Annotated in this window: 20 protein-coding genes and 3 pseudogenes; 13 read left to right on the top strand and 10 right to left on the bottom strand. The window is 72.1% G+C overall.

The features are described from left to right. Nucleotides 1-158: 158 nt before the first annotated feature. Both KRR39_RS09155 and KRR39_RS09150 read left to right on the top strand, forming a co-directional pair. A complete protein-coding gene (locus KRR39_RS09155; protein ID WP_216941718.1) occupies nucleotides 159-992 on the top strand; it encodes a hypothetical protein in 834 nt (277 codons plus the stop codon). Further along, nucleotides 962-2,461, top strand: a complete 1,500-nt coding sequence (locus KRR39_RS09150) for a putative bifunctional diguanylate cyclase/phosphodiesterase (protein ID WP_216941717.1) — start codon at nucleotides 962-964, stop codon at nucleotides 2,459-2,461. Before KRR39_RS09155 ends, KRR39_RS09150 begins: the two co-directional genes overlap by 31 nt. Here the strand turns inward: KRR39_RS09150 and KRR39_RS09145 are convergent. The 3 genes from KRR39_RS09145 to KRR39_RS09135 are packed head-to-tail and all read right to left on the bottom strand — an operon-like array spanning nucleotide 2,398 to nucleotide 4,116. Beyond that, nucleotides 2,398-3,138, bottom strand: a complete 741-nt coding sequence (locus KRR39_RS09145; RefSeq protein ID WP_254185629.1) for a ZIP family metal transporter — start codon at nucleotides 3,136-3,138, stop codon at nucleotides 2,398-2,400. The genes KRR39_RS09150 and KRR39_RS09145 overlap by 64 nt on opposite strands. A gap of 47 nt (nucleotides 3,139-3,185) precedes the next feature. Then, complete coding sequence (locus tag KRR39_RS09140) at nucleotides 3,186-3,671, bottom strand: MarR family winged helix-turn-helix transcriptional regulator (RefSeq protein ID WP_216941715.1); 486 nt, start codon at nucleotides 3,669-3,671, stop codon at nucleotides 3,186-3,188. A gap of 52 nt (nucleotides 3,672-3,723) precedes the next feature. Then, on the bottom strand, nucleotides 3,724-4,116 hold the full coding sequence (locus KRR39_RS09135; protein WP_216941714.1) for a VOC family protein: 393 nt from the start codon (nucleotides 4,114-4,116) through the stop codon (nucleotides 3,724-3,726). Between the two features lie 142 nt (nucleotides 4,117-4,258). On the opposite strand from KRR39_RS09135, the gene KRR39_RS09130 reads away from it, so the two are divergent. Both KRR39_RS09130 and KRR39_RS26030 read left to right on the top strand, forming a co-directional pair. Continuing rightward, nucleotides 4,259-4,642, top strand: coding sequence for an antibiotic biosynthesis monooxygenase family protein (locus tag KRR39_RS09130; protein WP_216941713.1), 384 nt, complete (start codon nucleotides 4,259-4,261; stop codon nucleotides 4,640-4,642). A gap of 59 nt (nucleotides 4,643-4,701) precedes the next feature. Continuing rightward, nucleotides 4,702-5,531 (top strand): annotated as a pseudogene (locus tag KRR39_RS26030) (DUF899 family protein). A gap of 35 nt (nucleotides 5,532-5,566) precedes the next feature. On the opposite strand, the gene KRR39_RS09120 reads toward KRR39_RS26030, so the two are convergent. Then, the gene (locus KRR39_RS09120; protein WP_216941712.1) at nucleotides 5,567-6,082 is read right to left on the bottom strand and encodes a putative immunity protein; all 516 of its coding nucleotides are present in this window, start codon (nucleotides 6,080-6,082) and stop codon (nucleotides 5,567-5,569) included. Between the two features lie 171 nt (nucleotides 6,083-6,253). On the opposite strand from KRR39_RS09120, the gene KRR39_RS09115 reads away from it, so the two are divergent. Beyond that, complete coding sequence (locus tag KRR39_RS09115; protein WP_216941711.1) at nucleotides 6,254-7,195, top strand: aminoglycoside phosphotransferase family protein; 942 nt, start codon at nucleotides 6,254-6,256, stop codon at nucleotides 7,193-7,195. Here the strand turns inward: KRR39_RS09115 and KRR39_RS09110 are convergent. Then, a complete protein-coding gene (locus tag KRR39_RS09110) occupies nucleotides 7,183-7,809 on the bottom strand; it encodes a GNAT family N-acetyltransferase (RefSeq protein ID WP_216941710.1) in 627 nt (208 codons plus the stop codon). The genes KRR39_RS09115 and KRR39_RS09110 overlap by 13 nt on opposite strands. A 168-nt stretch (nucleotides 7,810-7,977) precedes the next feature. Here KRR39_RS09110 and KRR39_RS09105 point away from each other — a divergent pair, with 168 nt between their 5' ends. The 7 genes and pseudogenes from KRR39_RS09105 to KRR39_RS09075 all read left to right on the top strand — a co-directional run bounded on the left by KRR39_RS09105 (nucleotide 7,978) and on the right by KRR39_RS09075 (nucleotide 16,845). Beyond that, nucleotides 7,978-9,219: an MFS transporter gene (locus KRR39_RS09105; protein ID WP_216941709.1), complete on the top strand. Its 1,242-nt coding sequence runs from the start codon at nucleotides 7,978-7,980 to the stop codon at nucleotides 9,217-9,219. Nucleotides 9,220-9,245: 26 nt separating this feature from the next. Then, a pseudogene (locus KRR39_RS09100) lies at nucleotides 9,246-12,945 on the top strand (nitrate reductase subunit alpha). Continuing rightward, a complete protein-coding gene (gene narH / locus KRR39_RS09095) occupies nucleotides 12,945-14,594 on the top strand; it encodes a nitrate reductase subunit beta (RefSeq protein ID WP_216941708.1) in 1,650 nt (549 codons plus the stop codon). Before KRR39_RS09100 ends, narH begins: the two are co-directional and overlap by 1 nt. Then, a complete protein-coding gene (narJ, locus tag KRR39_RS09090) occupies nucleotides 14,591-15,286 on the top strand; it encodes a nitrate reductase molybdenum cofactor assembly chaperone (protein ID WP_216941707.1) in 696 nt (231 codons plus the stop codon). The genes narH and narJ overlap by 4 nt, the downstream gene beginning before the upstream one ends. Beyond that, entirely contained in the window at nucleotides 15,283-16,011 is a 729-nt protein-coding gene (narI, locus tag KRR39_RS09085) for a respiratory nitrate reductase subunit gamma (RefSeq protein WP_216941706.1), read from the top strand. Before narJ ends, narI begins: the two co-directional genes overlap by 4 nt. A gap of 49 nt (nucleotides 16,012-16,060) precedes the next feature. Further along, nucleotides 16,061-16,531 carry a hemerythrin domain-containing protein gene (locus KRR39_RS09080; protein WP_216941705.1) on the top strand — a complete coding sequence of 157 codons (471 nt, stop codon included), beginning with the start codon at nucleotides 16,061-16,063 and terminating at the stop codon, nucleotides 16,529-16,531. Next, a complete protein-coding gene (locus KRR39_RS09075; RefSeq protein WP_216941704.1) occupies nucleotides 16,513-16,845 on the top strand; it encodes a cupin domain-containing protein in 333 nt (110 codons plus the stop codon). Before KRR39_RS09080 ends, KRR39_RS09075 begins: the two co-directional genes overlap by 19 nt. Here KRR39_RS09075 and KRR39_RS24630 read toward each other — a convergent pair. From KRR39_RS24630 to KRR39_RS09055, 4 genes and pseudogenes are all read right to left on the bottom strand, one after another. Next, nucleotides 16,842-17,468 carry an aromatic-ring hydroxylase C-terminal domain-containing protein gene (locus KRR39_RS24630; RefSeq protein WP_254185626.1) on the bottom strand — a complete coding sequence of 209 codons (627 nt, stop codon included), beginning with the start codon at nucleotides 17,466-17,468 and terminating at the stop codon, nucleotides 16,842-16,844. The two genes, KRR39_RS09075 and KRR39_RS24630, sit on opposite strands and share 4 nt — an antisense overlap. An 88-nt stretch (nucleotides 17,469-17,556) precedes the next feature. After that, nucleotides 17,557-18,351, bottom strand: a pseudogene (locus KRR39_RS26025) (FAD-dependent oxidoreductase); the annotation flags it as partial. A gap of 23 nt (nucleotides 18,352-18,374) precedes the next feature. After that, the gene (locus KRR39_RS09060; protein WP_216941701.1) at nucleotides 18,375-18,935 is read right to left on the bottom strand and encodes a hypothetical protein; all 561 of its coding nucleotides are present in this window, start codon (nucleotides 18,933-18,935) and stop codon (nucleotides 18,375-18,377) included. A gap of 105 nt (nucleotides 18,936-19,040) precedes the next feature. After that, nucleotides 19,041-19,766, bottom strand: a complete 726-nt coding sequence (locus KRR39_RS09055; protein ID WP_216941700.1) for a hypothetical protein — start codon at nucleotides 19,764-19,766, stop codon at nucleotides 19,041-19,043. A gap of 52 nt (nucleotides 19,767-19,818) precedes the next feature. Between KRR39_RS09055 and KRR39_RS09050 the strand changes: the two genes are divergently transcribed. Next, complete coding sequence (locus tag KRR39_RS09050; RefSeq protein WP_216941699.1) at nucleotides 19,819-20,277, top strand: HIT family protein; 459 nt, start codon at nucleotides 19,819-19,821, stop codon at nucleotides 20,275-20,277. 8 nt (nucleotides 20,278-20,285) lie between these two features. Here the strand turns inward: KRR39_RS09050 and KRR39_RS09045 are convergent, their stop codons facing one another. Further along, the gene (locus KRR39_RS09045; protein ID WP_216941698.1) at nucleotides 20,286-21,446 is read right to left on the bottom strand and encodes an alpha-hydroxy-acid oxidizing protein; all 1,161 of its coding nucleotides are present in this window, start codon (nucleotides 21,444-21,446) and stop codon (nucleotides 20,286-20,288) included. Nucleotides 21,447-21,524: the final 78 nt, after the last annotated feature.

The raw sequence follows: 21,524 nt of genomic DNA, 5'->3' as shown, positions 1-21,524 counted from the left end.
GCTGGACGGAGTCCCCGTTGCGATCGGTGCCGCCTGATCCCGCCCCACCGGCGCCCACCGGCGCCACGGACGCGGGTCCGGGGAAGCGCGCGGTCGGACGGTCACGACGGCCGGGTCGGGCCTGGTGGTGGCCGTCGGTCGCCTGGCTCGTCTGTGCGGTGGTTCCCTACCCGTTCTTCCCGGCCGGCATCCACGAATGCGTCTACCTCGCCACCGGCGCGAGCGTGGTGGTCGCGGTCCTCCACGGCATCCGGCGCCACGGCCCCCGACCGACGACCCCCTGGTACCTGATCGCGGCCGCCTACGCCTGCTACGTCGTGGGGGACGCGCTGTCCTACGTCGACCTCTCGCAGGCACCCGGCGTGCTGGCCTGGGCGTCCGACCTGGCGTACCTGGCCTACTACCCGCTGGTGACGGCCGCCCTCGTGATCCTCATGAGGATCCGGAAGCTGGGCAGGGCGGCGGCCTGGCCGGACGCCGCCATCTGGACGGTCGGCGCGGGGATCGTGCTGTGGGAGCTCGTCCTGGAGGGCGCGGCCCTCCCGACCCGGGTCGGGATCGACTGGTTCACCTCCGTCGCCTACCCGGTGATGGACCTCGTGCTCCTCCTGCTCGTGGTGCGGACCCTCACCGGAGTGATCCTGGAGAACGTCGCCTACCTCCTGCTTGCTTCCGGCTTGGTGGCCCAGCTGGTCGCCGACGTGTGCTTCCTGGGGGACTTTCTCGGAGCCGGCTACGTCGACGGCGGGGCGCTCGACCTCGGGTGGCTGGTCAGCTACGTCCTGGTGGGCGCGGCGGCCCTGCACCCGTCCCTCGGGCGGTCGATCGACGTGTCGCTCGAGCCGAGCTCCCACCCCCTCGGGCGATGGCGCATCCCGCTCCTGCTCGTGCCGGCGATGGTGGGGCCGGGCATGCTCTCCAGCTGCTGCTCACCGGTGCTGCGGGGCCGGACGTCGAGGGCGTGGCGATCGCCACCACCGCCGTCGTGGTGACCCTGGTGCTCGCGGCTCTCCGGGGGAGCGGGCTCATCTGGCTCGCGAACCGGCGCGCCGCCGAGCTGCAGGTCAAGGTGGACCACGACTCCCTGACCGGCTTGGCGAGCCGGGACGGGTTCCTCCGGCTGCTCGCGGCCGGGCTCGAGGAAGCGACCGAGTCGTCCCCCGTCTCGGTCCTCTTCCTGGACCTGGACGACTTCAAGACCGTCAACGACACCCAGGGGCACGAGGTAGGCGACCTCCTGCTCGTCGATGTCGCCCGGCGGCTGCGGTCCGCCGAGCCCGGGAACCGCTCGATCGCCCGGTTCGGTGGCGACGAGTTCGCGATGCTGGTGCCGCAGGACGACGTCGACGCCGTCGTGAGTCGAGTGCTCCGATCGTTGGAGCGGCCGGCGCACCTGGGCGGCCGGGACCTGGCGCTGTCGGTGAGCATCGGGTCGGCATCCGGTCACTGCGGTATGCCGAGCGCCGAGCTGCTCCGGCGCGTGGACATCGCGATGTACGAGTCGAAGCGGTCGCGCCGCTCCTGGACGCCGTACGAACCACGGATGTCCGAGCAGCTGTGTGAGGCCGTCTCGCTGCGTGAACGGCTGGCGATCGGCCTGGCGGCCGGTGAGGTCATCCCGTGGTTCCAACCGGTCGTCGACCTGACCACGGGGACGCTCCACGGCTTCGAGGCCCTGGCCCGGTGGATGCCCGACGGGCAGCAGCCCGTCCCGTCAGGCCGGTGGCTGCCGCTCGCCGAGGACTCCGACCTCATCACCGTCGTCGACCGCGCCGTCCTGCGCGCCGCGCTGGACCAGCTCGGGGACTGGCGCCGCCGGTACGGCGCGGCGGGCCTGCACCTGGCCGTCAACCTGTCCGGGCGGACGCTCCGTCAACCCGGCATCGAGGACGAGATCCTCGAGGAGGTCCGGATCGCCGGCGTGCCCTCCGGAAGCCTGGTCCTGGAGATCACCGAGGGGGTCCAGATCGAGGACGACGACGTCGGAGTCCGGCTGCAACGCCTGCGGTCGCACGGCATCCGGATCGCCCTCGACGACTTCGGCACCGGCTGGTCGTCCCTGACCTACCTCAGACGCTTCCCGGTGGATCGCCTGAAGCTGGACCGGTCGTTCACCAGCGAGCTGGGGGAGGCGCCGGACGCCGGCGCGATCCCGGCAGCGGTCGTCCAGCTCGCCGCCGCGCTGTCCCTGGACGTGGTCGCGGAGGGCGTCGAGACACGCGGGCAGCGCGACGCACTGATCGCGCTGGGCTTCCACGCTGTGCCAGGGCTACCTCTTCTCGCCGGCCCTGCCGCCCGCCGATCTCGACGAGCGCGTCGCCCGGAGCGCGACGTCGACCGTCACGGCCTGACTGCTCGTCGGCGAGGCGCCTCGTGCGCGTCCGTGAGTGGGGCAGCTCAGCCCGCGCGTCCGATGGTGAACGCGGTGAGGAACCCCAGCGTCGCGATCAGCCCGGCGTAGAGGTGGGTGCGCTCGAACGCCTCGGGGATCATCGTGTCGGCGACCATCGTCAGGATCGCCCCCGCGGCCAGGGCGGTGATCGCGGCGATGAGCTGCGCGGACGCCCCCTGGAGCAGCAGGCAGCCCAGGAGTCCGGCCGCTCCGCTGGCGACGGCGACGCCGATCCAGACGCCGAAGACGTACCGTGCCGAGCGCCCGCTGCGTTTCATCCCCGCCGCGCTGGACAGTCCCTCGGGCAGGTTGGAGATGAAGATCGCCGCCAGCACCGGCACCCCGACGCCGTGACCGCCGAGGAGCGAGAGGCCGAGCACCACCGACTCGGGGATCCCGTCGAGGAGCGCGCCGACGGCGATGGCCGAGCCGCTGCCCACCTGCTCGTCCTCGCTGGGCTGTTGGTCACCGGAGCGCTTGCGGTGCCGCGCGCCTCGCTTCGCGAGCGCGACGTTGGCGAGCACGTAGACGACGGCGCCGACCAGGAACCCGAGCACGGTGGCGGTCAGGCCGCCCGAGGTCTCGGCCTCGTCGACGAGGTCGAAGGCCAGGGCCGAGATGAGCACGCCTGCGCCGAAGGCCATGACCGACGCGACGACCCGTTGCGGGACCTGGACGAACCAGGCGACGAGCGCCCCGAGGACCAGGGCGCCTCCGGCGGCCAGACCCCAGAGTCCGGCCTGCATCCATACCGCCACCGGCTAGCCGACTCTCTCGCCGACGAGCAGCGACGTCACGAGGCGTGGACGGTCCACTGCGCCTCCCCGAGCTCGTGCGCGGCGTCGCCGAACGCGGTGAGCGCCTGCACCGCTGCGCCGACGTCGACGTGCGACATACCGTCCAGCACCCGCTGGATCTCGTGTCGGCGGTGCGCCCGAACGGTCTCCAACAGCTCCCGCCCCGCGGCGGTCAGCGCGACGTCCACCGCCCGGCCGTCCCGAGCGGACCGGTCGCGGGAGACCAGCCCCAGCCTCTGCAGGCGGTCGCACAGGCGACTGGCGTTGGACGGGTTGACCTCGAACTGCTGCGCGAGCGCACCGACGGTCTGCTCACCGCCCGTCGACAGCAGCACCAGCAGTCGGTGCTGGGGGAGCGTGACCTCCACCGGCGCGGCGTTGAGCGACCGCACGGCCAACCCCGCCAGCGCGCGGCTCGCGGTGAGGAATGCGTCCGCCAGCTCGCCGCTGTTCGCCGGGGACGTCCGGCTCGTGCGTGACACCTCGAGGCCTCCTGGCAAGTCGTTGCTAGGAAGCATACATGCTGAGAAGCAACTACTTGTCCGGCTCCGGCGGCGGCTCCCACAGCTCGATCGCGTTGCCCTCGGGATCGTGGACCCGGGCGAAGCGACCGGTCTCAGGGGAGTCCCACTCGGGCTTGACGACCACGGGGACCCCGCCGGCGGTCAGCTGCTCGAGCAGGGTGTCGAGGTCGCTGACCCGCAGGTTGAGCATGAACTGCTTGTCCGCGGCCCAGTAGTCGGTCCCCGTGTCGAACGGCGCGAACACGAGCGGGCCGCCCTGCACCTTCCACGACCACTCGTCGGGCGGCCCGGTGTCCTCGGCAGCACAGCCGGCATCGATGCCGAGGTGCTCGCGGTACCAGGCGGTGAGCGCGTCGGGGTCCTGGGCACGGAAGAAGATCCCGCCCACTCCGAGCACCGGCATCGTCGCCCTCCTCGTCAGGCAGTCCCGCGGGGCGCGCGGGGCGTCCGCCCAGCGCCGTCCCCACCGGGCGAGCATCGTATCCCCGGTCCACCGGGTGGCACAGGGGAGCGGCGCTCGGGGCCGCCGGTGCCACGATGGGTGCATGACTGTCATCAAGATCAACGCCATCACCGTCCCGGCGGACAGCGGCGACGAGCTGGCCCGACGCTTCGGTGCGCGGGCCGGCGCGGTGGACGACCAGGACGGGTTCGAGGGCTTCGAGCTGCTCAAGCCGACCGACGAGCGCACCACGTGGCTCGTCGTCACCCGCTGGCGCGACGAGGAGGCCTTCGACGCCTGGGTCACGTCGCCGGCGTTCGCCCACGGGCATCGCTCGGCGGTCGGCTCGACGTCGTCCGCGGCCGGCGGCGAGGGCGGCCCGGAAGGCAGCCCCAGTGGCGGGCACCACGGCGCCGGGCCGGTGGGCGTCCACAGCGAGCTCTGGTCGTACGAGATCGCCGGCGGGTCCGCGGGCGGGGACTCCTAGCGAGCCCACCCGGGTGCGCGCCGGCCGTCCGCGTCAGCCCGCCACCCGGCCGTGCTCCGATGAGTTCGCGGTGGTCCGGTGGTCCGTATCCAGGACCACCCGACGCAACGAAGGGGACGAGCATGACCGCCACGCCGCCGATCGTCGACCGCGAGACCTGGCAGGAGCAGCTGGAGGCGCTAAGGGCGCGCGAGAAGGCGCACACCCGCGAGGGTGACGCCATCGCGGCCGCCCGGCGCCGCCTCCCGATGGTCGAGGTCGACCCCGCCACGCCTCTGGTCGGAGCGGCCGGCACCGTGCCGCTGCTCGACACGTTCGAGGGCCGCGCGCAGCTGTTCGCGTCGTACCACATGTGGCACACCGGTCTCCCGGCCGCCGACCAGTGCGAGGGCTGCACGTTCAACACCGGCCAGGCGCTCGAGCTGTCCTACCTGCACTCCCGGGACGTCACCTTCGCGGTCTTCTGCGGCGGCCCGTACGCCGAGAGCAACCGCTACGCGAGTTCATGGGGTGGGACATGCCGTGGTACTCGGTGCCCGAGGAGTCCTACGACCGTCTTGCCCTGCAGAGCCCGCCGTGGCACGACTTCGGGATGAAGGCCTGCTACCTGCGTGAGGGCGGCCGCGTGTTCGAGACGTACTGGACCACCGCCCGCGGGTGTGAGGCGATGAGCGGCAGCTACGGGATGCTCGACATGACCGCCTACGGCCGTCAGGAGCCGTGGGAGGACTCTCCCGAGGGGTGGCCGCAGCCGTTCGGGAGCGGCCGACCGATGTCGCGGCAGTTCAGTCTCGACGGCCGGCCGATCCCGCAGTGGTCCCGCCTGGCGGCCGGTCGCTCCGACGACCTGGGCTCCACCACCGTCGGGGCCACCCCGCACCGCCACTAGCCTCTCTTTCGTGCCCTGCCGGCCGCGCGGCACGCTCAGCAGTCGAACACCGACCAGCAGAGGTCGTTCCGCAGCCGCTGGTCGTCGAGGACGAGCTCGCGGATCGGGTCCGGCAGCTGCTCGCGCTGCCACCGGCACTCGCGTCGGCCGGCCGCGTCGGTCCGGCCGTCCGGGGCGGCAGCACGGGCGGCCTTGATCGCGTAGGCGGCCGCACCGAGCTCGTGGGCCGCGACGTGGGCGACGGCCGCGGCCTGACCGGCGGCGTACGCCGCGTGCCGAGCCGCCCCGCGCAGGTCCCGGGCCGCGCCCATGGCGTGGCCGCCTGCCGCGCGGGCCTGCATCATCGGGACCTCGCCGCGCACCCAGGCGCGGGCCTGCTCGATCGCCTGACGGGGTCGCGGGTCCTCGGGCCGAGCCGCCTCGAAGAGGCCGAGGACGTGCTCGGCGCAGGAGGCGGCCCACAGCGCGAGGAGACGGTGGTCCGAGTCGGTGAGGGTCCCACCCCGGCGGATCGTGACGAGGCGGAGGTCCCGGACCTTCGACAGGATCATGGCACTGGTGTCCGTCCGACGTGGCTGACGGGGCGAGCGTAGTCGAGCGGCTGGTCCGCACGCGATCCGGACGGTTCGCACGCGGCGTACCTCGGGTTCAGCGTCCGTAACCCCGCGTTACAAGCGGAATCCGGTTGCTCTGCGACCCGGTTCTGGGGTTGGGTCCACGGCGTGCCCCCTGCCCTCCATGCCGACGAGCTCCCGATCGACAGCGAGCTGGTCCGCCGTCTGGTGGGCCGGGCGCTGCCCGCCTACGCCGACGCACCGGTCCGTCGGTTGCCGTCGAGTGGCTCCACCAACGTGCTGTTCCGTCTCGGCAGCGAGCTGCTGGTCCGGCTGCCGCGCCAGCCCGGAGGCTCGCAGACCATCTCGAAGGAGGCAGCCTGGCTCCCGCTGCTGGGGCCGTCGCTGCCGGTCGCGGTGCCCGAGGTGGTGGCCGTGCTGGACCCGGACTGCGGCTACCCCGAGCGCTGGTCGGTGGTCCGCTGGATCGAGGGGACCCACCCCGAGGTGGTCGGTCCGGGCACGGCCGTCGACCCACGACGCGAGGTCCTGGCCACGGACCTCGCCACGTTCCTGGAGGCGCTGCGCCGGGTGGAGGTCCCCCCGCGGGCGGTCGACGACCCGCACGTGTGGTCCTACCGGGGCGACCCGCTCGCGACGATGGACCGCGCCACGCGGGAGAACATCGAGCGGTGCCGGTCCTTGGACGGCTTCGACCTCGACCTCGACGCCGTCGAGCAGGTGTGGCTCGAGGCGATGCGGCTCCCCGAGGCGGGCCGTCCGACGCCGTGCTGGTACCACGGCGACCTGGCCGCCGAGAACCTGCTGGTGCGCGACGGGGCGCTCAGCGCGGTCCTGGACTTCGGCGGCTTGTCGGTGGGCGACCCGACCGTTGACCTGGTCGTCGCCTGGGAGGTCCTGGACCCTGCTGCCCGCGAGCTGTTCCGGCGACAGCTCGGCGTCGACGACGCGTCCTGGCTGCGCGGCCGGGCGTGGGCCCTCTCCATCACCCTGATGATCTGGTACTACTGGTCGACGATGCCGGAGCGACGGGCCCGGTGCCTGGCCGTGGGGCGCAACGTCCTGGCCGACGCCGGCTACCCGGTCTGACCCGTGCCGACCGGGACGGCGCCGGGCTGGATCCGTCGCCGCATCACCCAGCGCCACTTGGCGATGCGTCGGTCCCGCTCGAAGCCGAGCTCCTCGAACAGGCTCTCCGGGCCGGTGTGCAGGTAGCTGCCGCGCTGCGGTCCGCGGCCCTCGACCTGCTCGGGGTAGGCCTCGACGACCCCGCCGCCGGCTGCCTCGATCGCGCCCAGCGCGGCGGTCACCGCGGCTCGCGCGACCCCCGCGCGCCGGTGGCCCTTGCCCGTGAACATGCAGCCGATCCGCCAGTCCGGCAGGTCGGTCAGCCCGGCGTCGTACGCCTTCGGGTTCTTGATCGTGGGGAGCTCCGCCGGGGGGCCGTACTGGCACCAGCCGACACACTCCTCGCCGTCGTAGACGAGGATCTGGTGGACCGTTCCCTCGCGCACGTGCGCGAGCTTGGCGTCCCGGTTCCCGGTCACGGTGCGGCCCTCGCCGACCCCCTCGGGGTGGAAGCCCATGCACCAGCACCCGCCCCAGACCCCGTTGTTGGCCTCCACCAGCCCGGCGAAGTCGCCCCAGGTCTCGGCGGTCAGCGCTCGGGTCGTGTAGGCGGAGTCCAGGGTCCTGTCCGTCATGCGCGTGCACCCCCGCGGTGGTGAGCCAGCCTGCCGCAGGATTGTCACGCGCAGGTACCCTGGGTGTCCACACCTGTCTCCGGGACCTTTGGCCCTGCCCATTCCTCCCGGTTTCCACTTGAGTGGGTGCGCACCGGCCCTCATGGGCCGGGCCAGTCAGGAGACCGCATGGCGACGACGTCCGTCCCCGGGGTCACCGGATCGTCGACGGAAGCGACCCGCTCGCCGTGGCTGATGCTCGCCATGGCCACCGTCGGCTTCGCCGTCAACTTCTGGGCGTGGGCGCTGATCAGCCCGCTGGGCCCGCTCTTCCGTGACACCGGTGCACTCGGGACGCTCACCGAGTCCGACGTGGCGCTGCTCGTCGCCGTGCCGGTGGTCGTCGGCTCGCTCGGGCGGATCCTGGTCGGCGGGCTGACCGACGTGTACGGCGGGCGGGTGATGTTCCCGCTCGTCACGGGCGTCACGATCCTGCCGATCCTGTTCATCGACCTCTTCGCGCTCGACTCCTACGCGCTGCTGCTGGTCGGCGGCTTCTTCCTGGGCATCGCGGGCACGGCGTTCGCCGTCGGCGTGCCCTTCGTCAACGCGTGGTTCCCGCCCGAACGACGCGGTCTCGCGATCGGCATCTTCGGCGCCGGGATGGGCGGGACCGCGATCAGCGCGCTGACCACGGTGAAGCTCACCACGGGCGTCGACGCGCAGGCGCCCTTCCTGCTCACCGCCGCAGTCCTGGCCGTCTACGCCGTCGCCGCCTGGTTCGTGCTCCGGGACGCACCGGGTCGGGTGCCGCCCACCTCGTCGCTCCTCGCACGGCTCGCGGCCAACGCACAGCTATCGATCACCTGGCAGGCCTGCCTGCTCTACGCGGTCGCGTTCGGAGGGTACGTCGCCTTCTCGGTCTACCTGCCTGCGTACCTCAAGACGGCCCACGGGCTCACCCCGGCGGACGCTGCCAACCGGATGGCCGGCTTCGTGGTGATCGCGGTCGTCATGCGACCGGTCGGGGGATGGCTCTCCGACCGGCTGGGTGCTGTCCCGGTGCTCGCCACCGGCTTCGGGGTCGTGGTGGTCGGGGCCGCGATCTCCGCGGGGACGCCTCCCCTGCACGGGGTCGGCACCGTCGCGTTCCTCGCGATGGCCGCCGCCCTCGGCTCCGGCAGCGGTGCCACGTTCGCCCTCATCGCCCAGGTCACCGAGCCGAGCCGGGTCGGTGGGGTGACCGGTCTCGTGGGGGCGGCCGGCGGACTCGGCGGATTCGTGCCGCCGCTGGTCATGGGCTACGTCTACGGGCGGACCGACTCCTACGCGATCGGGCTGTGGTTGCTGTCCCTCACCGCTGCTCTGGCACTGGTGCTGACCGTGACCGTCGTGCGGCGTACCGCGGCCCAGGGGCAGGAAGCCTCGTGACCGCCCCCGCACGACCTCCTCGTGACATCGGCCTGGACGGCGCCCTCGCGGACGCCCTGGTGCGCAGCCGGCGCTTCTTCACCCGGGGGACCGTCTCGGCGGACCTGAGGACGCTCTCGCACGCCGGTGGTCGGGGGGCGGACGACTTCTACCGCGATCGCTGGAGCCACGACAAGGTGGTCCGCTCCACGCACGGCGTCAACTGCACCGGCTCGTGCTCGTGGAAGGTCTACGTCAAGGACGGGATCATCACCTGGGAGACCCAGCAGACCGACTACCCGTCCGTCGGGCCGGACTCCCCGGAGTACGAGCCCCGCGGCTGTCCCCGGGGCGCGGCGTTCTCCTGGTACACCTACTCCCCGACGCGGGTCCGCTATCCCTACGTGCGCGGCGTCCTGCTCCAGATGTTCCGCGAGGCCAAGTCGCAGCACGGCGGTGACCCGGTCCGGGCCTGGGAGCACATCGTCGAGAACCCGCAACGCGCCCGGGCCTACAAGTCCGCCCGCGGCAAGGGCGGCCTGGTCCGCGCCTCGTGGGAGGAGGCCAGCGAGATCGTCGCGGCGGCACACGTCCACACGATCAAGAAGTACGGCCCCGACCGGGTGGCCGGTTTCTCGCCCATCCCGGCGATGTCGATGGTCTCGCACGCCTCCGGTGCCCGGTTCGTGAACCTGGTCGGCGGCTCGATGCTGAGCTTCTACGACTGGTACGCCGACCTGCCGGTTGCCTCGCCCCAGGTGTTCGGCGACCAGACCGACGTCCCCGAGTCCGGTGACTGGTGGAACGCGGGGTACCTCATCATGTGGGGCTCCAACCTCCCCGTCACCCGCACGCCCGACGCGCACTGGATGACCGAGGCGCGCTACCGCGGCCAGAAGGTGATCGCGGTCGCCCCCCGACTACGCCGACAACGTGAAGTTCGCCGACGAGTGGCTGCCGGCCCGGCCGGGAACGGATGCCGCGCTGGCGATGGCGATGGGGCACGTCGTGCTCAAGGAGTTCTTCGTCGACCGGTCGACCCCCTACTTCACCGACTACGTGAAGAGCTACACCGACCTGCCCCACCTGGTCCGGCTCGAGGAGGCGGGGGAGGGCACCTTCACCGCCGGCAAGTTCCTCACCGCCGCCGACCTCGTCGACCACGCCGACGACGAGAACGCCGCGTTCAAGACCGTGCTCGTCGACTCGGTCACCGGTGACCCGGTCGTCCCCAACGGCTCACTGGGTCATCGGTACGGCGAGGCGGGCGTCGGGAAGTGGAACCTCGAGCTCGGCGACGTCGACCCGGTGCTGTCCCTGCTCGACACCGCGACCGAGTCGGTCGTCGTCCGGATGCCGCGCTTCGACACGCCGGACGGCGCCGCCGCCGACCTGCCCCGCGGCGTCCCCGTGCGTCGGGTCGGCGGCCACCTGGTCACCACCGTCTTCGACCTCCTGATGGCGCAGTACGGCGTCGCCCGGCCCGGGCTGCCGGGTGCCTGGGCGACCGGCTACGACGACGCGGAGTCGCCGTACACGCCGGCCTGGCAAGAGGCCATCACCGGTGTGCCGGCCGCGACGGCCGCCCGGGTGGGCCGCGAGTTCGCCCGCAACGCCGAGGAGTCGCGGGGGCGCTCGATGATCGTGATGGGGGCCGGCACCAACCACTGGTTCCACTCCGACACGATCTACCGGGCGTTCCTCACCCTCACGAACCTCACCGGCTGCCAGGGCGTCAACGGCGGCGGCTGGGCGCACTACGTCGGCCAGGAGAAGGTGCGACCGCTCACCGGCTACACCCAGGTCGCCAACGCGCTGGACTGGAACCGGCCGCCGCGCAACATGATCCAGACCGCGTTCTGGTACCTCCACACCGACCAGTTCCGCTACGACCAGTTCGGGGCGGACACCCTGTCGGCGACCACCGGCAGCGGGCAGCTGGCCGGCAAGTCCACCGCCGACGTGATCGCCCAGAGCGCGCGCATGGGGTGGATGCCGTCGTACCCCACCTTCGACCGCAACCCGCTCGACCTGAGCGACGACGCGGCTGCGGCCGGCAAGCCGGTGGGGGAGTACGTCGTCGAGCAGCTGAAGTCCGGCGACCTCGGCTTCGCCGGAGAGGACCCGGACGCCTCGAACAACTACCCGCGCATCCTGTCGATCTGGCGGGCCAACCTGCTGGGCTCCTCGGGCAAGGGCAACGAGTACTTCCTCAAGCACCTGCTGGGCACCGACTCGTCCCTGCGCGCCACCGAGACACCGGAAGGCAGCCGGCCGCGCGACGTGAGGTGGCACGACCGGGCGCCCGAGGGGAAGCTCGACCTGCTGATGACGATCGACTTCCGGCAGACCAGCACCACGATCTTCTCGGACGTCGTCCTGCCGGCCGCGACCTGGTACGAGAAGCACGACCTGAACACCACAGACATGCACCCGTTCGTGCACTCGTTCAACCCCGCCATCGCGCCGCCCTGGCAGACCCGCACCGACTGGGACGCCTGGCAGACGATCGCGGAGAAGTTCAGCGAGCTGGCCGCGACCCACCTCGGTGTCCGCACCGACGTCGTCGCGGTGCCGCTCACGCACGACACCGCGGACGCGATGGCCAACCCGCACGGTGTGGTGCGCGACTGGAAGCAGGGCGAGTGCGAGCCCGTCCCGGGGGTCACCATGCCCAAGCTGGTCGAGGTCGAGCGCGACTACGGCGCGGTGGCCGAGAAGATGAACGCGCTCGGCCCGCTGCTGGACTCTCTCGGCGCGACGACCAAGGGGGTCACCTTCGAGCTTGGCGCGCAGGTCGACTACCTGCGCGCCAAGAACGGCGCCGTGCGCGGCGGCGTGGCCGACGGCCGTCCGTCGCTGAAGCGGGACGTCGACGTCTGCGAGGCGATCCTGGCGATGTCCGGGACCACCAACGGGCACCTGGCCACCCAGGGCTTCAAGACCCTGGAGAAGCGCACCGGCGTCCGGCTGGCCGACCTGGCCGAGGAGCACCAGGGCAAGCAGATCACCTTCGCCGACACCCAGGGGCCGCCCGTCCCGGTCATCACCTCGCCGGAGTGGTCGGGATCCGAGACCGGTGGCCGGCGCTACTCGCCGTTCACCATCAACGTGGAGCGCAGGAAGCCCTGGCACACCCTGACCGGCCGGATGCACTTCTACCTCGACCACGACTGGATGACCGAGCTCGGCGAGGGGCTGCCGGTCTACCGGCCACCGCTCAACATGGCGGCGCTCTTCGCCGAGCCCGCCCTGGGCAACGTCTCGGACGGCACGGCCGGCCAGGTCGAGGGCCTGACGGTGCGCTACCTGACCCCGCACAACAAGTGGTCCATCCACTCGGAGTACCAGGACAACCTCTTCATGCTGTCGCTCTCGCGCGGTGGTCAGAACATCTGGATGAGCGACCGGGACGCCGCGAAGGTCGGCATCGTCGACAACGACTGGATCGAGGCGGTCAACCGCAACGGCGTCGTGGTCGCGCGGGCCATCGTGTCCCACCGGATGCCCGAGGGGACGGTGTACATGTACCACGCCCAGGACCGGCTGATCGACGTACCGATCGCCGAGACCTCGGGGAAGCGGGGCGGCATCCACAACTCGTTGACCCGGCTGCTGGTGAAGCCCTCGCACCTGATCGGCGGGTACGCCCAGCTGACCTACGCGTTCAACTACCTCGGCCCGACCGGGAACCAGCGCGACGAGGTCACCGTCATCCGCAAGCGCAGCCAGGACGTGACGTACTGATGAGGGTCATGGCACAGATGGCGATGGTCATGAACCTCGACAAGTGCATCGGGTGCCACACCTGCTCGGTGACCTGCAAGCAGGCGTGGACCAACCGCACGGGCACCGAGTACATCTGGTTCAACAACGTCGAGACCAGGCCCGGACTCGGCTACCCCCGGACCTACGAGGACCAGGAGAAGTGGAAGGGCGGCTGGGAGCTGAACCACCGCGGCCGGCTGACCCTCAAGGGCGGCGGGCGGTTCAAGAAGCTCCTCACGATCTTCTCCAACCCCAAGCTGCCCTCGATCGCGGAGTACTACGAGCCATGGACCTACGACTACGCCACGCTCACCGACGCCCCGGCCCAGGAGCACACGCCGGTCGCCCGTCCGAAGTCGCTGATCTCGGGCAAGGACCTGAAGATCGAGTGGTCGGCCAACTGGGACGACGACCTCGGCGGGTCCACCGCCACCGCGCACCTCGACCCGATGCTGAAGAAGATCGGCGACAGGGTGCAGTTCGAGTTCGAGCAGACCTTCATGTTCTACCTGCCGCGGATCTGCGAGCACTGCCTGAACCCGTCGTGCGCGGCGTCCTGCCCTAGTGGTGCGATCTACAAGCGCGAGGAGGACGGCATCGTCCTGGTCGACCAGGACAAGTGCCGCGGCTGGCGGATGTGCGTGTCGGGCTGCCCGTACAAGAAGATCTACTTCAACCACAAGACCGGCAAGGCCGAGAAGTGCACGTTCTGCTTCCCGCGGATCGAGGTCGGCCTGCCGACGGTCTGCTCGGAGACCTGCGTGGGGCGGCTGCGCTACATCGGCCTGATGCTGTACGACGCGGACAAGGTGCTCGAGGCGGCGTCGACGGAGGACGACCAGGGCCTGTACGAGGCGCAGCGGGACGTCTTCCTGGACCCGTTCGACCCCGACGTCGTGCGCGAGGCCGAGAGGGCGGGCATTGCCCGGGACTGGGTCGAGGCCGCGCAGCGCTCCCCGATCTACGCGCTGATCAACACCTACAAGGTGGCTCTGCCGCTGCACCCGGAGTACCGCACGATGCCGATGGTCTGGTACATCCCGCCGCTCTCGCCCGTGGTCGACGTGGTGCAGGAGACGGGGGAGGATGCCGAGGACAAGGGCAACCTGTTCGCCGCGATCGACGCGCTGCGGATCCCGGTCGAGTACCTCGCCCAGCTGTTCACCGCGGGCGACGTGGCGCCGGTCGACGCCGTGCTCAAGAAGCTCGCCGCCATGCGTTGCTACATGCGCGACATCAACCTGGGCCGCGAGCCCGACGGCTCGATCCCGGCGGCGGTCGGGATGAGCGAGGAGGACATGTACGACATGTACCGCCTGCTCGCCATCGCCAAGTACGACGAGCGCTACGTGATCCCGCCGGCCCACGCCGAGCAGGCCCACGCCCTGGAGGAGCTGGCGACCGAGTGTGCCGTCTCGGACTACGGCGGCGGGCAGCACGACCTGTTCGGCGAGGGCTCCGGTGTGCCGACCCCTATCGCGGTCGAGAACTTCCAGATGCTCCAGGACCGGCAGACGGCCGACACGCTCGTCTCGCCCGCCGACAAGAGCGCGCGGGTCAACCTCCTCAACTGGGACGGCAAGGGCTCACCCCCAGGACTGTTCCCGCCGAAGGGGACGGAGCCGTGAGCCGACGACCCAGGGCCGGCCTCGCGCCGCACCAGCTGACGATCGCCTGGCAGTCGGTGTCGCTGCTGCTCGACTACCCCGACGCCGAGATGCTGGCGCGCCTCGACGTCATCCGGGCCGCGTCGCAGCAGCTGCCGGTGCCGATCGGGGACAAGATCCGCGGCTTCGCGGACCACCTGGAGCAGGCGTCCCTTCCGGCGCTGCAGGCCGAGTACGTCGAGACGTTCGACAACCGGCGCCGGTGCAACCTGTTCCTGACTTACTTCGCGCACGGGGACACCCGCAAACGGGGGATGGCCCTGCTGCGGTTCAAGCAGACCTACCTCGGCGTCGGCTACGAGCTCGACGACTCGGAGCTGCCCGACCACCTGTGCGTGGTGCTGGAGTTCGCTGCCACCGTCGACCAGGAGCGGGGCCGCAGCCTGATGCTCGACCATCGGGCCGGGCTCGAGCTGCTGCGTGTCTCGCTCGCCGACCTGTCCTCTCCCTGGGCGGGCCTGATCGACGCCGTCACCTCGACCCTGCCTCCCCTGCGCGGCGACGAGCGGGACGCCGTACGCCGTCTCGCCGCCGAGGGTCCGCCCGAGGAGGAGGTGGGACTGGCGCCGTTCGCGGCCCCGCAGTTCAGCCCCGGGTCCGCCTCGGGGACGACCCTCCTGCCGACGCCGTCCTTCCCGGGAGCCCGCCGATGACCGAGTTCCTCTTCGTCGTGGTTCCCTACGTCTGCCTGACCACCTTCGTCGTTGGGCACGTGTGGCGCTACCGCTACGACAAGTTCGGCTGGACCACCCGGTCCAGCCAGCTCTACGAGAACCGGTTGCTGCGCATCGGCAGCCCCCTGTTCCACTTCGGGATGCTCGGCGTCGTGGGCGGCCACGTCATCGGCCTGCTGGTGCCGGAGTCGTGGACCGACGCGGTCGGCATCAGCGAGCACACCTACCACGTGCTGGCCGTGGCGGGCGGTCTCCCGGCGGGCGCGATGGCGGTCGTCGGGATGGTCATCCTGCTCTACCGCCGCCGCACGGTCGGCCCGGTGTTCTCGGCGACCACCGTGATGGACAAGGTGATGTACGCCTTTCTGGCGGTGGTGATCGTGCTGGGCATGTGGAACACCGTCATGGGCTCGATCCTGACGGTCGGCGGTGAGTACGACTACCGCGAGGGCGTCTCGGTCTGGTTCCGCTCGTTCCTCGCGTTCCAGCCGGACGCGTCGCTGATGGCGGACGCGCCGCTGGGCTTCCAGCTGCACGCGCTGGTCGCCTTCGGGCTCTTCGCGGTCTGGCCGTTCACCCGTCTTGTGCACGTGTTCAGCGCGCCGGTGGGCTACCTGACGCGGCCCTACATCGTCTACCGCAGCCGCGACGACGTCCAGCTCGGCAGCCATCGGCCCCGTCGTGGCTGGGACCGGGTGGGCTGAGGTGTGTGAGTACTGCGGCTGTCGAGGGGTGCCGGCGATCGCCGAGCTGATGGACGAGCACTCCGCCCTCGTCGACCAGGCCGACCACGTGCGCCAGGACGTGGGCGTCGGGAAGCCCGCGGACGCGATGGCGCGCCTGGCCGGGCTCGTCGCGCACCTCGAACGGCACGTGCGGCGGGAGGAGGACGGGGTGTTCCGGGCGATGCGCGCGGCCGGCGAGTTCGTCGACGAGGTGGAGGCGCTCGAGGGCGAGCACCGCGACTTCGCGGCGGTGATCGCCGGCCTCGAGACCGGCTCCGCAGACTTCGAGGCGCAGGTGTTCCGGCTGCTCGACGACCTGGCAGTCCACGTCGAGCGCGAGGACCTCGGGATCTTCCCGGTCTCCGTGATCACCCTCGGGGCGAGCGGTTGGGCCCTGGTCGACGAGGCACACAGCGCGTCCCCGAGCTTCCTGCTCGATCCAGCGGAGGAACCGGCGCCACTCCACGAGGAGGAGAGCACATGCAGAAGGAGTCCCTGACCGCCCTGGTCCGCCAGCACCTGGAGAAGGCGATGACGGCGTCCAGCGGCCGCAGCGCCCACACGCTGTACGGCGGGCACGAGCACGTCCTGCGTCAGACCCTGATCGCGCTCCGGGCCGGCAGCAACCTCGACGAGCACGAGAGCCCGGGCGAGGCCACCCTGCAGGTGCTCCACGGCCGGGTCACCCTCGTGGTCGCAGAGAACCGGTGGAACGGGTCCCCCGGGGACCTGATGTTCATCCCGCCCTCCCCGCACTCCCTCGAGGCGGTCGAGGACTCCGTGGTCCTGCTGACGGTCGGCAAGGCGCGCTAGCGGGGCCGCAGCAGCCGCAGCCAGGCACGCAGCTGCTCTGGGTCGGCGTCGCCGCACCGGTAGCCGACGTGACCGTCCGGGCGCACGGCCAGGAGACCCCGCCCCGGCCAGCTGCTGATCCGGTGGACCGACACGAGGGCACCCAGGCGCAGACGGTCCACCGGCAGCGCGTCCCGCTGGAGCAGCACGTGCACGCCGGGCCGGGCGGTCAGCTCGTGCAGGCGCAGCTTCCCCAGGTCGTGGGTCACCTCCTGGTCGGGGAGCCGGTCACCCGGGCGTGGCCCGTCGCCGGGCGGGGTGCCGGTGACCGACAGCGGGCTGCTGCGGTAGTGCACCCATCCCTGGGACAGCAGCCGGACCACCTGGGCCATCAGCCGCCGTTGGCGCACGAGCGCCGGCAGGACAGGAGCGGCCAGGGGCAGCAGCGTGCCCCGCAGGTACGCCGACAGCGGGTTCGCCGACGCCTCGGCGAAGAACACCAGGTGAGTCAGGGCGAGCACCTGGCGCGCCACCGGTCGGCGCTCCGCGCCGTAGGAGGCCAGCAGGTCGTTGCACGGGCCGCTCGGACCGGCGAAGGCCAGCTTCCACCCCAGGTTCACGGCGTCCAGGATCCCGGCGTTCATGCCCTGCGCCGCGGCGGGGGGAGTGCGCGTGCGCGGCGTCGCCGGCCAGGAAGAGCCGTCCGCGTCGGAAGGTGTCGGCGAGCCGGTGCTGGAGCCGCACCCGCGCGGACCAGCGCAGCTCGCCGACCGTGACGTCGAGCGCCGTCGCGTCCAGGACGTCCTGCACGTCTGCCACCGGCACCTCCGCACCCGGCTGCCCGAACGCCCCGCCGTCGTCGTGCGCGGGACGGGTGGCCAGGAGCCGCCAGGTCGCGCACTCGCCCAGGGCGAACAGGAACACCAGCCCGGCCCGGCCGACCCCCACGTGCAGCACCCCCGGCGCCAGGTGCCCGTCCAGCTCGAGGTCGGCGAGCACGACCTCCTCGGTGTACCCGGCACCTCGCCAGGCGATCCCCGCCTCCGTGCGTACGGCGCTCGCCGGGCCGTCGCAGCCCGCCAGGAACCGGCAGGCGGTCTCCTCGACCCGGTCCGCGCTCCGCAGGGTCGCGTGCGCCGCGTCGTCGTCCGCGGAGGCGTCGACGACCTCGACCCCCCGCTCGATGCGGACCCCGCGGTGGGCGAGCGCGTCGGCGAGCACCTCCTCGACGTACGCCTGGGGGAGCAGGGTGAGGTGCGGGAAGGCGGTGTCGTGCAGTCCGACCTCGCCGAGCTGCGCCAGGACCTGTCGGCGGCCGATGTGCAGCTCGGCCAGCGGCGCCCGGTCGGCCCGGTCGAGCAGGCGGTCCGTCACACCCAGCGGGCGCAGGCTCTCCAGGGTCCGCGGATGCATGATCATCGCCCGGGACGGGCGGAACGCCTCCGGCCGGCGCTCGACGACGCGCACCGTCGCGCCGTGGTCGTGGGCCTGGAGGGCGGTGGTCAGCCCCGTGGGCCCGGCGCCCACGACCAGCACGTCCGGCCGGTTGGTCACGCCGCGGCGACCACGCGCCACCACGCCTCGGTCTCTGCCGGTGCGTAGCGGTCGAGCCCGTCCAGGTCCGCGAGCACCCGGTCACGCCGGAGCCCTGGGAGCACCCGGTAGTCGATGGATCCCGGCACGCTGACCAGCTCCAGCACCCGCCACAGGGACCGGACGTACCGCTCGGCCCGCTCCGAGCCGTCCCAGTCGTAGAGACCGCGGTAGGTGCCGTGGCTGTCGTGCGCGAGCCACAGCTTGGAGACGAACCCGGGGAACCCCACGAAGAGCGGGGTGTTGAGGATGCTCTCCCGCCTGAACCACTCGTGGCCGCGTCCGTGCACCCACCGGAGCCGGAACGAGACGACCAGGAAGCACGGGGACTCCGGTGCCCGGTCCACTGCAGTCTCGCGGTAGACCCGGCCGGCGGTGCCGTCGGCGAACCAGACCACCCGACCGACGTTCCCGAGGGGCTGGTGGACCTCCCGCCGCCCCAGCATCGCCAGGCTGGTGACGACGCAGCGGGCTACCCCGCGCCACGCGGTGGTCCTGGGTAGTGGGCCCCGGCTCATCGCGTCCTCCTCCAGACTCCGTCGGCCCCTTCATTCTGGGACGGGTGCCCGGCCGGCACGAAGTGACGAAGGTCCTCCCTCCGCACGAAGGGCAGGAACATTGCGTCACGAGCACGACGGTCGCGCCGGCCGGGCAGCCGCGCCGAAGACCTCCCGTGCCAGCGTCTGCGGCACGATCGCCGGGACCCCGTCCGGGGCGAGGTCGAACGTCACGAGCTCGACGTCGGGAACCGCGAACCGGACCGGCGGGACGCTCCGGTGGCCGGCCACCCACTCGACGAGCCCCCCGGGGTCGGCGATCGGTCCGGTGAAGTGGACCAGGTTGACGTACCAGATGTCCCGACCGTGCTCGTGGGACGCGAGCGGGCCGAGGGCCTGCGCGAGCTCGGCCATGAACAGCCACGGGGCGGCGTCGACCGGCTCCAGCTGCGCCATGACGGACCCGGCCGCCAGGGTCACGCCGGTGAGCTCGAAGCGCAGGGGAGCCGTGGTGGCGGCGGCCCGGGACAGGGCCCGACGCCAGCCGAGTGCCACCGGGTCGGACCCGGTGCGTCCCTCGCACCGGGGCTCAAGGGCCCGGACCGTCAGGTGCGAGCAGCCGGCCAGGCCGGTCCGGTAGTGGCCGGCGCCGGCCCGGTCGAGCGCCTGCCACATCCAGGACTCCAGGACCTCCGCGGTGGCGGCCGGCGGACGACACATGACGGACGCCGGCCACCGACCCCGGGGGCGGGGCGAGCTGTCGCGGCGGCCCCGCTGGGCCGACACCAGGGGTGCCGCCTCGGCGAAGAGCGCGTCGAAACGACCGTTCCGGGCGTCGTCCTCCGAGCGCATCCACCGAGGGTAGACGGCCGGGACCCCGGCCGCCCGTGGCTACAGTGCCGGGATGACGAACGACGACCTCGTGCCCGGCTGCTACTGCTGCGACCAGCAGGCGTCGCCCTCGCTGCCACCCCGCGAGGACGTGCTGCACACCGACCACTGGCGGGTGGTCCACGCGTTCAACAGCACGCTCCCCGGGTGGCTCGTCGTGCTGCCGACCCGGCACGTCGCCTCGTTCACCGAGCTGACCGCGGAGGCTGCGGACGAGCTCGGCGGTCTGGTGCGTCGGCTCGGCACCGCCCTGGAGACGGTCACCGGCTGCGTGAAGACCTACCTGATGCAGTTCTCGGAGGCCGACGGGTTCTCCCACCTGCACCTCCACCTGGTGCCGCGGATGGCCGACCACCCCCAGGACGCCCGCGGCCCGCGGGTGTTCACCTACCTGGTCGACGACGAGGCCGCGTGGCTGCCCGAGAGCGAGCGGGACAGCCTCGCGCTGTCCGTGCGCGCCGCGCTGGCCTAGGTCGCCGGTCAGGTACGACGGATCGCGTCCGGCCCGAGGTCGGCGATCGTCGGGTAGCCGTCGACGGCCATCAGCAGGTCGGCCTCGGCCAGGATCGTCCTGAGCACGTGCACGACCCCCGCGGTGCCGGCCAGCGCGGCGCCGTACGCGTAGGGGCGGCCGATCCCGACGGCGGTCGCGCCGAGCGCCAGGGCCTTGACCACGTCGGAACCGGACCGGACGCCGGAGTCGAACAGCACCGGCACGTCCGGCACGGCGGCGGCCACCTCGGCCAGGCAGTCGATCGCGGCCAGCCCGCCGTTGGCCTGGCGGCCACCGTGCGTGGACACGTAGATGCCGTCGATGCCCTCGTCCACGGCCCGCCGGGCGTCGTCGGGGTGGCAGACGCCCTTGACGACCATCGGCAGGGTGGTCAGCGAGCGCAGCCAGGCCAGGTCGTCCCAGACCAGCGGCCGCCCGAACATCGTCGCCCAGGTCAGGATCGCGGTGCCCGGGTCGTCCTCGGGCGACTTCTCCAGCCGGCTCCGGAACACCGGGTCCGAGAAGTACGTCGCCAGGCAGCGTCCCCGCAGCTGCGGGAAGTTCGAGGTGGCCAGGTCACGAGGCCGCCAGCCGGTGACCCAGGTGTCCAGGGTGACCACGATCCCGCGGTAGCCGGCCGCCTCCGCGCGCTGCACCAGGCTGGCGGCCACCTCGGGGTCAGTGGGGCAGTAGAGCTGGAAGAAGCCCGGGGTCTCGCCGAGCTCGGAGGCGACGTCCTCCAGCGGGTCCTGGCTCAGCGTCGAGGCCACCATCGGCACGCCGGTCGCTGCGGACGCGCGGGCGGTGGCGAGGTCGCCGTGCCCGTCCTGGGTGCAGATCCCGATCACCCCGATCGGGGCGAGGAAGACCGGGGTCGGGAACGTGGTGCCGAACAGCTCGACCGAGAGGTCCCGGTCGGTCCGGGCCCGCAGCATCCGGGGGACCAGGCCCCAGTGGTCGAACGCGGTGCGGTTGCTGCGCTGGGTGTGCTCGTCGCCGGCGCCACCGGCGACGTACGACCACGTGCCGGGCGGCAGGGCCTGCTCCGCGCGCCGCTCCAGGTCGGCGAACGACATCGGCAGCGAGGGCACGACTCCGGACAGGCCGGCCAGGTAGATCTCGGTCTGCAGGTCTCCGAAGTTCACCATCCGGCGATGCTACTGACCACCCACCCCCGCCGACCCGTCACTCGTGCAGCGACACGCGGGGCGTGTCGCTGCACGAGT

Source organism: Nocardioides panacis, from assembly GCF_019039255.1.
In the GTDB taxonomy this organism is placed as follows: Bacteria; Actinomycetota; Actinomycetes; order Propionibacteriales; family Nocardioidaceae; genus Nocardioides_B; species Nocardioides_B panacis.
The sequence above is the reverse complement of the archived record's forward strand: the minus strand, read 5'-3'. Positions and strand labels throughout refer to the sequence as shown.

Excerpts from the sequence above, each read along its gene's own strand:
- narI (WP_216941706.1), top strand. The coding sequence starts at position 15,283 with ATGACCGAGTTCCTCTTCGTCGTGGTTCCCTACGTCTGCCTGACCACC.
- KRR39_RS09060 (WP_216941701.1), bottom strand. The coding sequence starts at position 18,935 with ATGAGCCGGGGCCCACTACCCAGGACCACCGCGTGGCGCGGGGTAGCC.
- KRR39_RS09105 (WP_216941709.1), top strand. The coding sequence starts at position 7,978 with ATGGCGACGACGTCCGTCCCCGGGGTCACCGGATCGTCGACGGAAGCG.
- narH (WP_216941708.1), top strand. The coding sequence starts at position 12,945 with ATGAGGGTCATGGCACAGATGGCGATGGTCATGAACCTCGACAAGTGC.
- KRR39_RS09120 (WP_216941712.1), bottom strand. The coding sequence starts at position 6,082 with ATGATCCTGTCGAAGGTCCGGGACCTCCGCCTCGTCACGATCCGCCGG.
- KRR39_RS24630 (WP_254185626.1), bottom strand. The coding sequence starts at position 17,468 with ATGAACGCCGGGATCCTGGACGCCGTGAACCTGGGGTGGAAGCTGGCC.
- KRR39_RS09135 (WP_216941714.1), bottom strand. The coding sequence starts at position 4,116 with ATGCCGGTGCTCGGAGTGGGCGGGATCTTCTTCCGTGCCCAGGACCCC.
- KRR39_RS09045 (WP_216941698.1), bottom strand. The coding sequence starts at position 21,446 with ATGGTGAACTTCGGAGACCTGCAGACCGAGATCTACCTGGCCGGCCTG.
- KRR39_RS09110 (WP_216941710.1), bottom strand. The coding sequence starts at position 7,809 with ATGACGGACAGGACCCTGGACTCCGCCTACACGACCCGAGCGCTGACC.
- KRR39_RS09050 (WP_216941699.1), top strand. The coding sequence starts at position 19,819 with ATGACGAACGACGACCTCGTGCCCGGCTGCTACTGCTGCGACCAGCAG.
- KRR39_RS09130 (WP_216941713.1), top strand. The coding sequence starts at position 4,259 with ATGACTGTCATCAAGATCAACGCCATCACCGTCCCGGCGGACAGCGGC.
- KRR39_RS09075 (WP_216941704.1), top strand. The coding sequence starts at position 16,513 with ATGCAGAAGGAGTCCCTGACCGCCCTGGTCCGCCAGCACCTGGAGAAG.
- KRR39_RS09145 (WP_254185629.1), bottom strand. The coding sequence starts at position 3,138 with ATGCAGGCCGGACTCTGGGGTCTGGCCGCCGGAGGCGCCCTGGTCCTC.
- KRR39_RS09055 (WP_216941700.1), bottom strand. The coding sequence starts at position 19,766 with ATGCGCTCGGAGGACGACGCCCGGAACGGTCGTTTCGACGCGCTCTTC.
- KRR39_RS09080 (WP_216941705.1), top strand. The coding sequence starts at position 16,061 with ATGGACGAGCACTCCGCCCTCGTCGACCAGGCCGACCACGTGCGCCAG.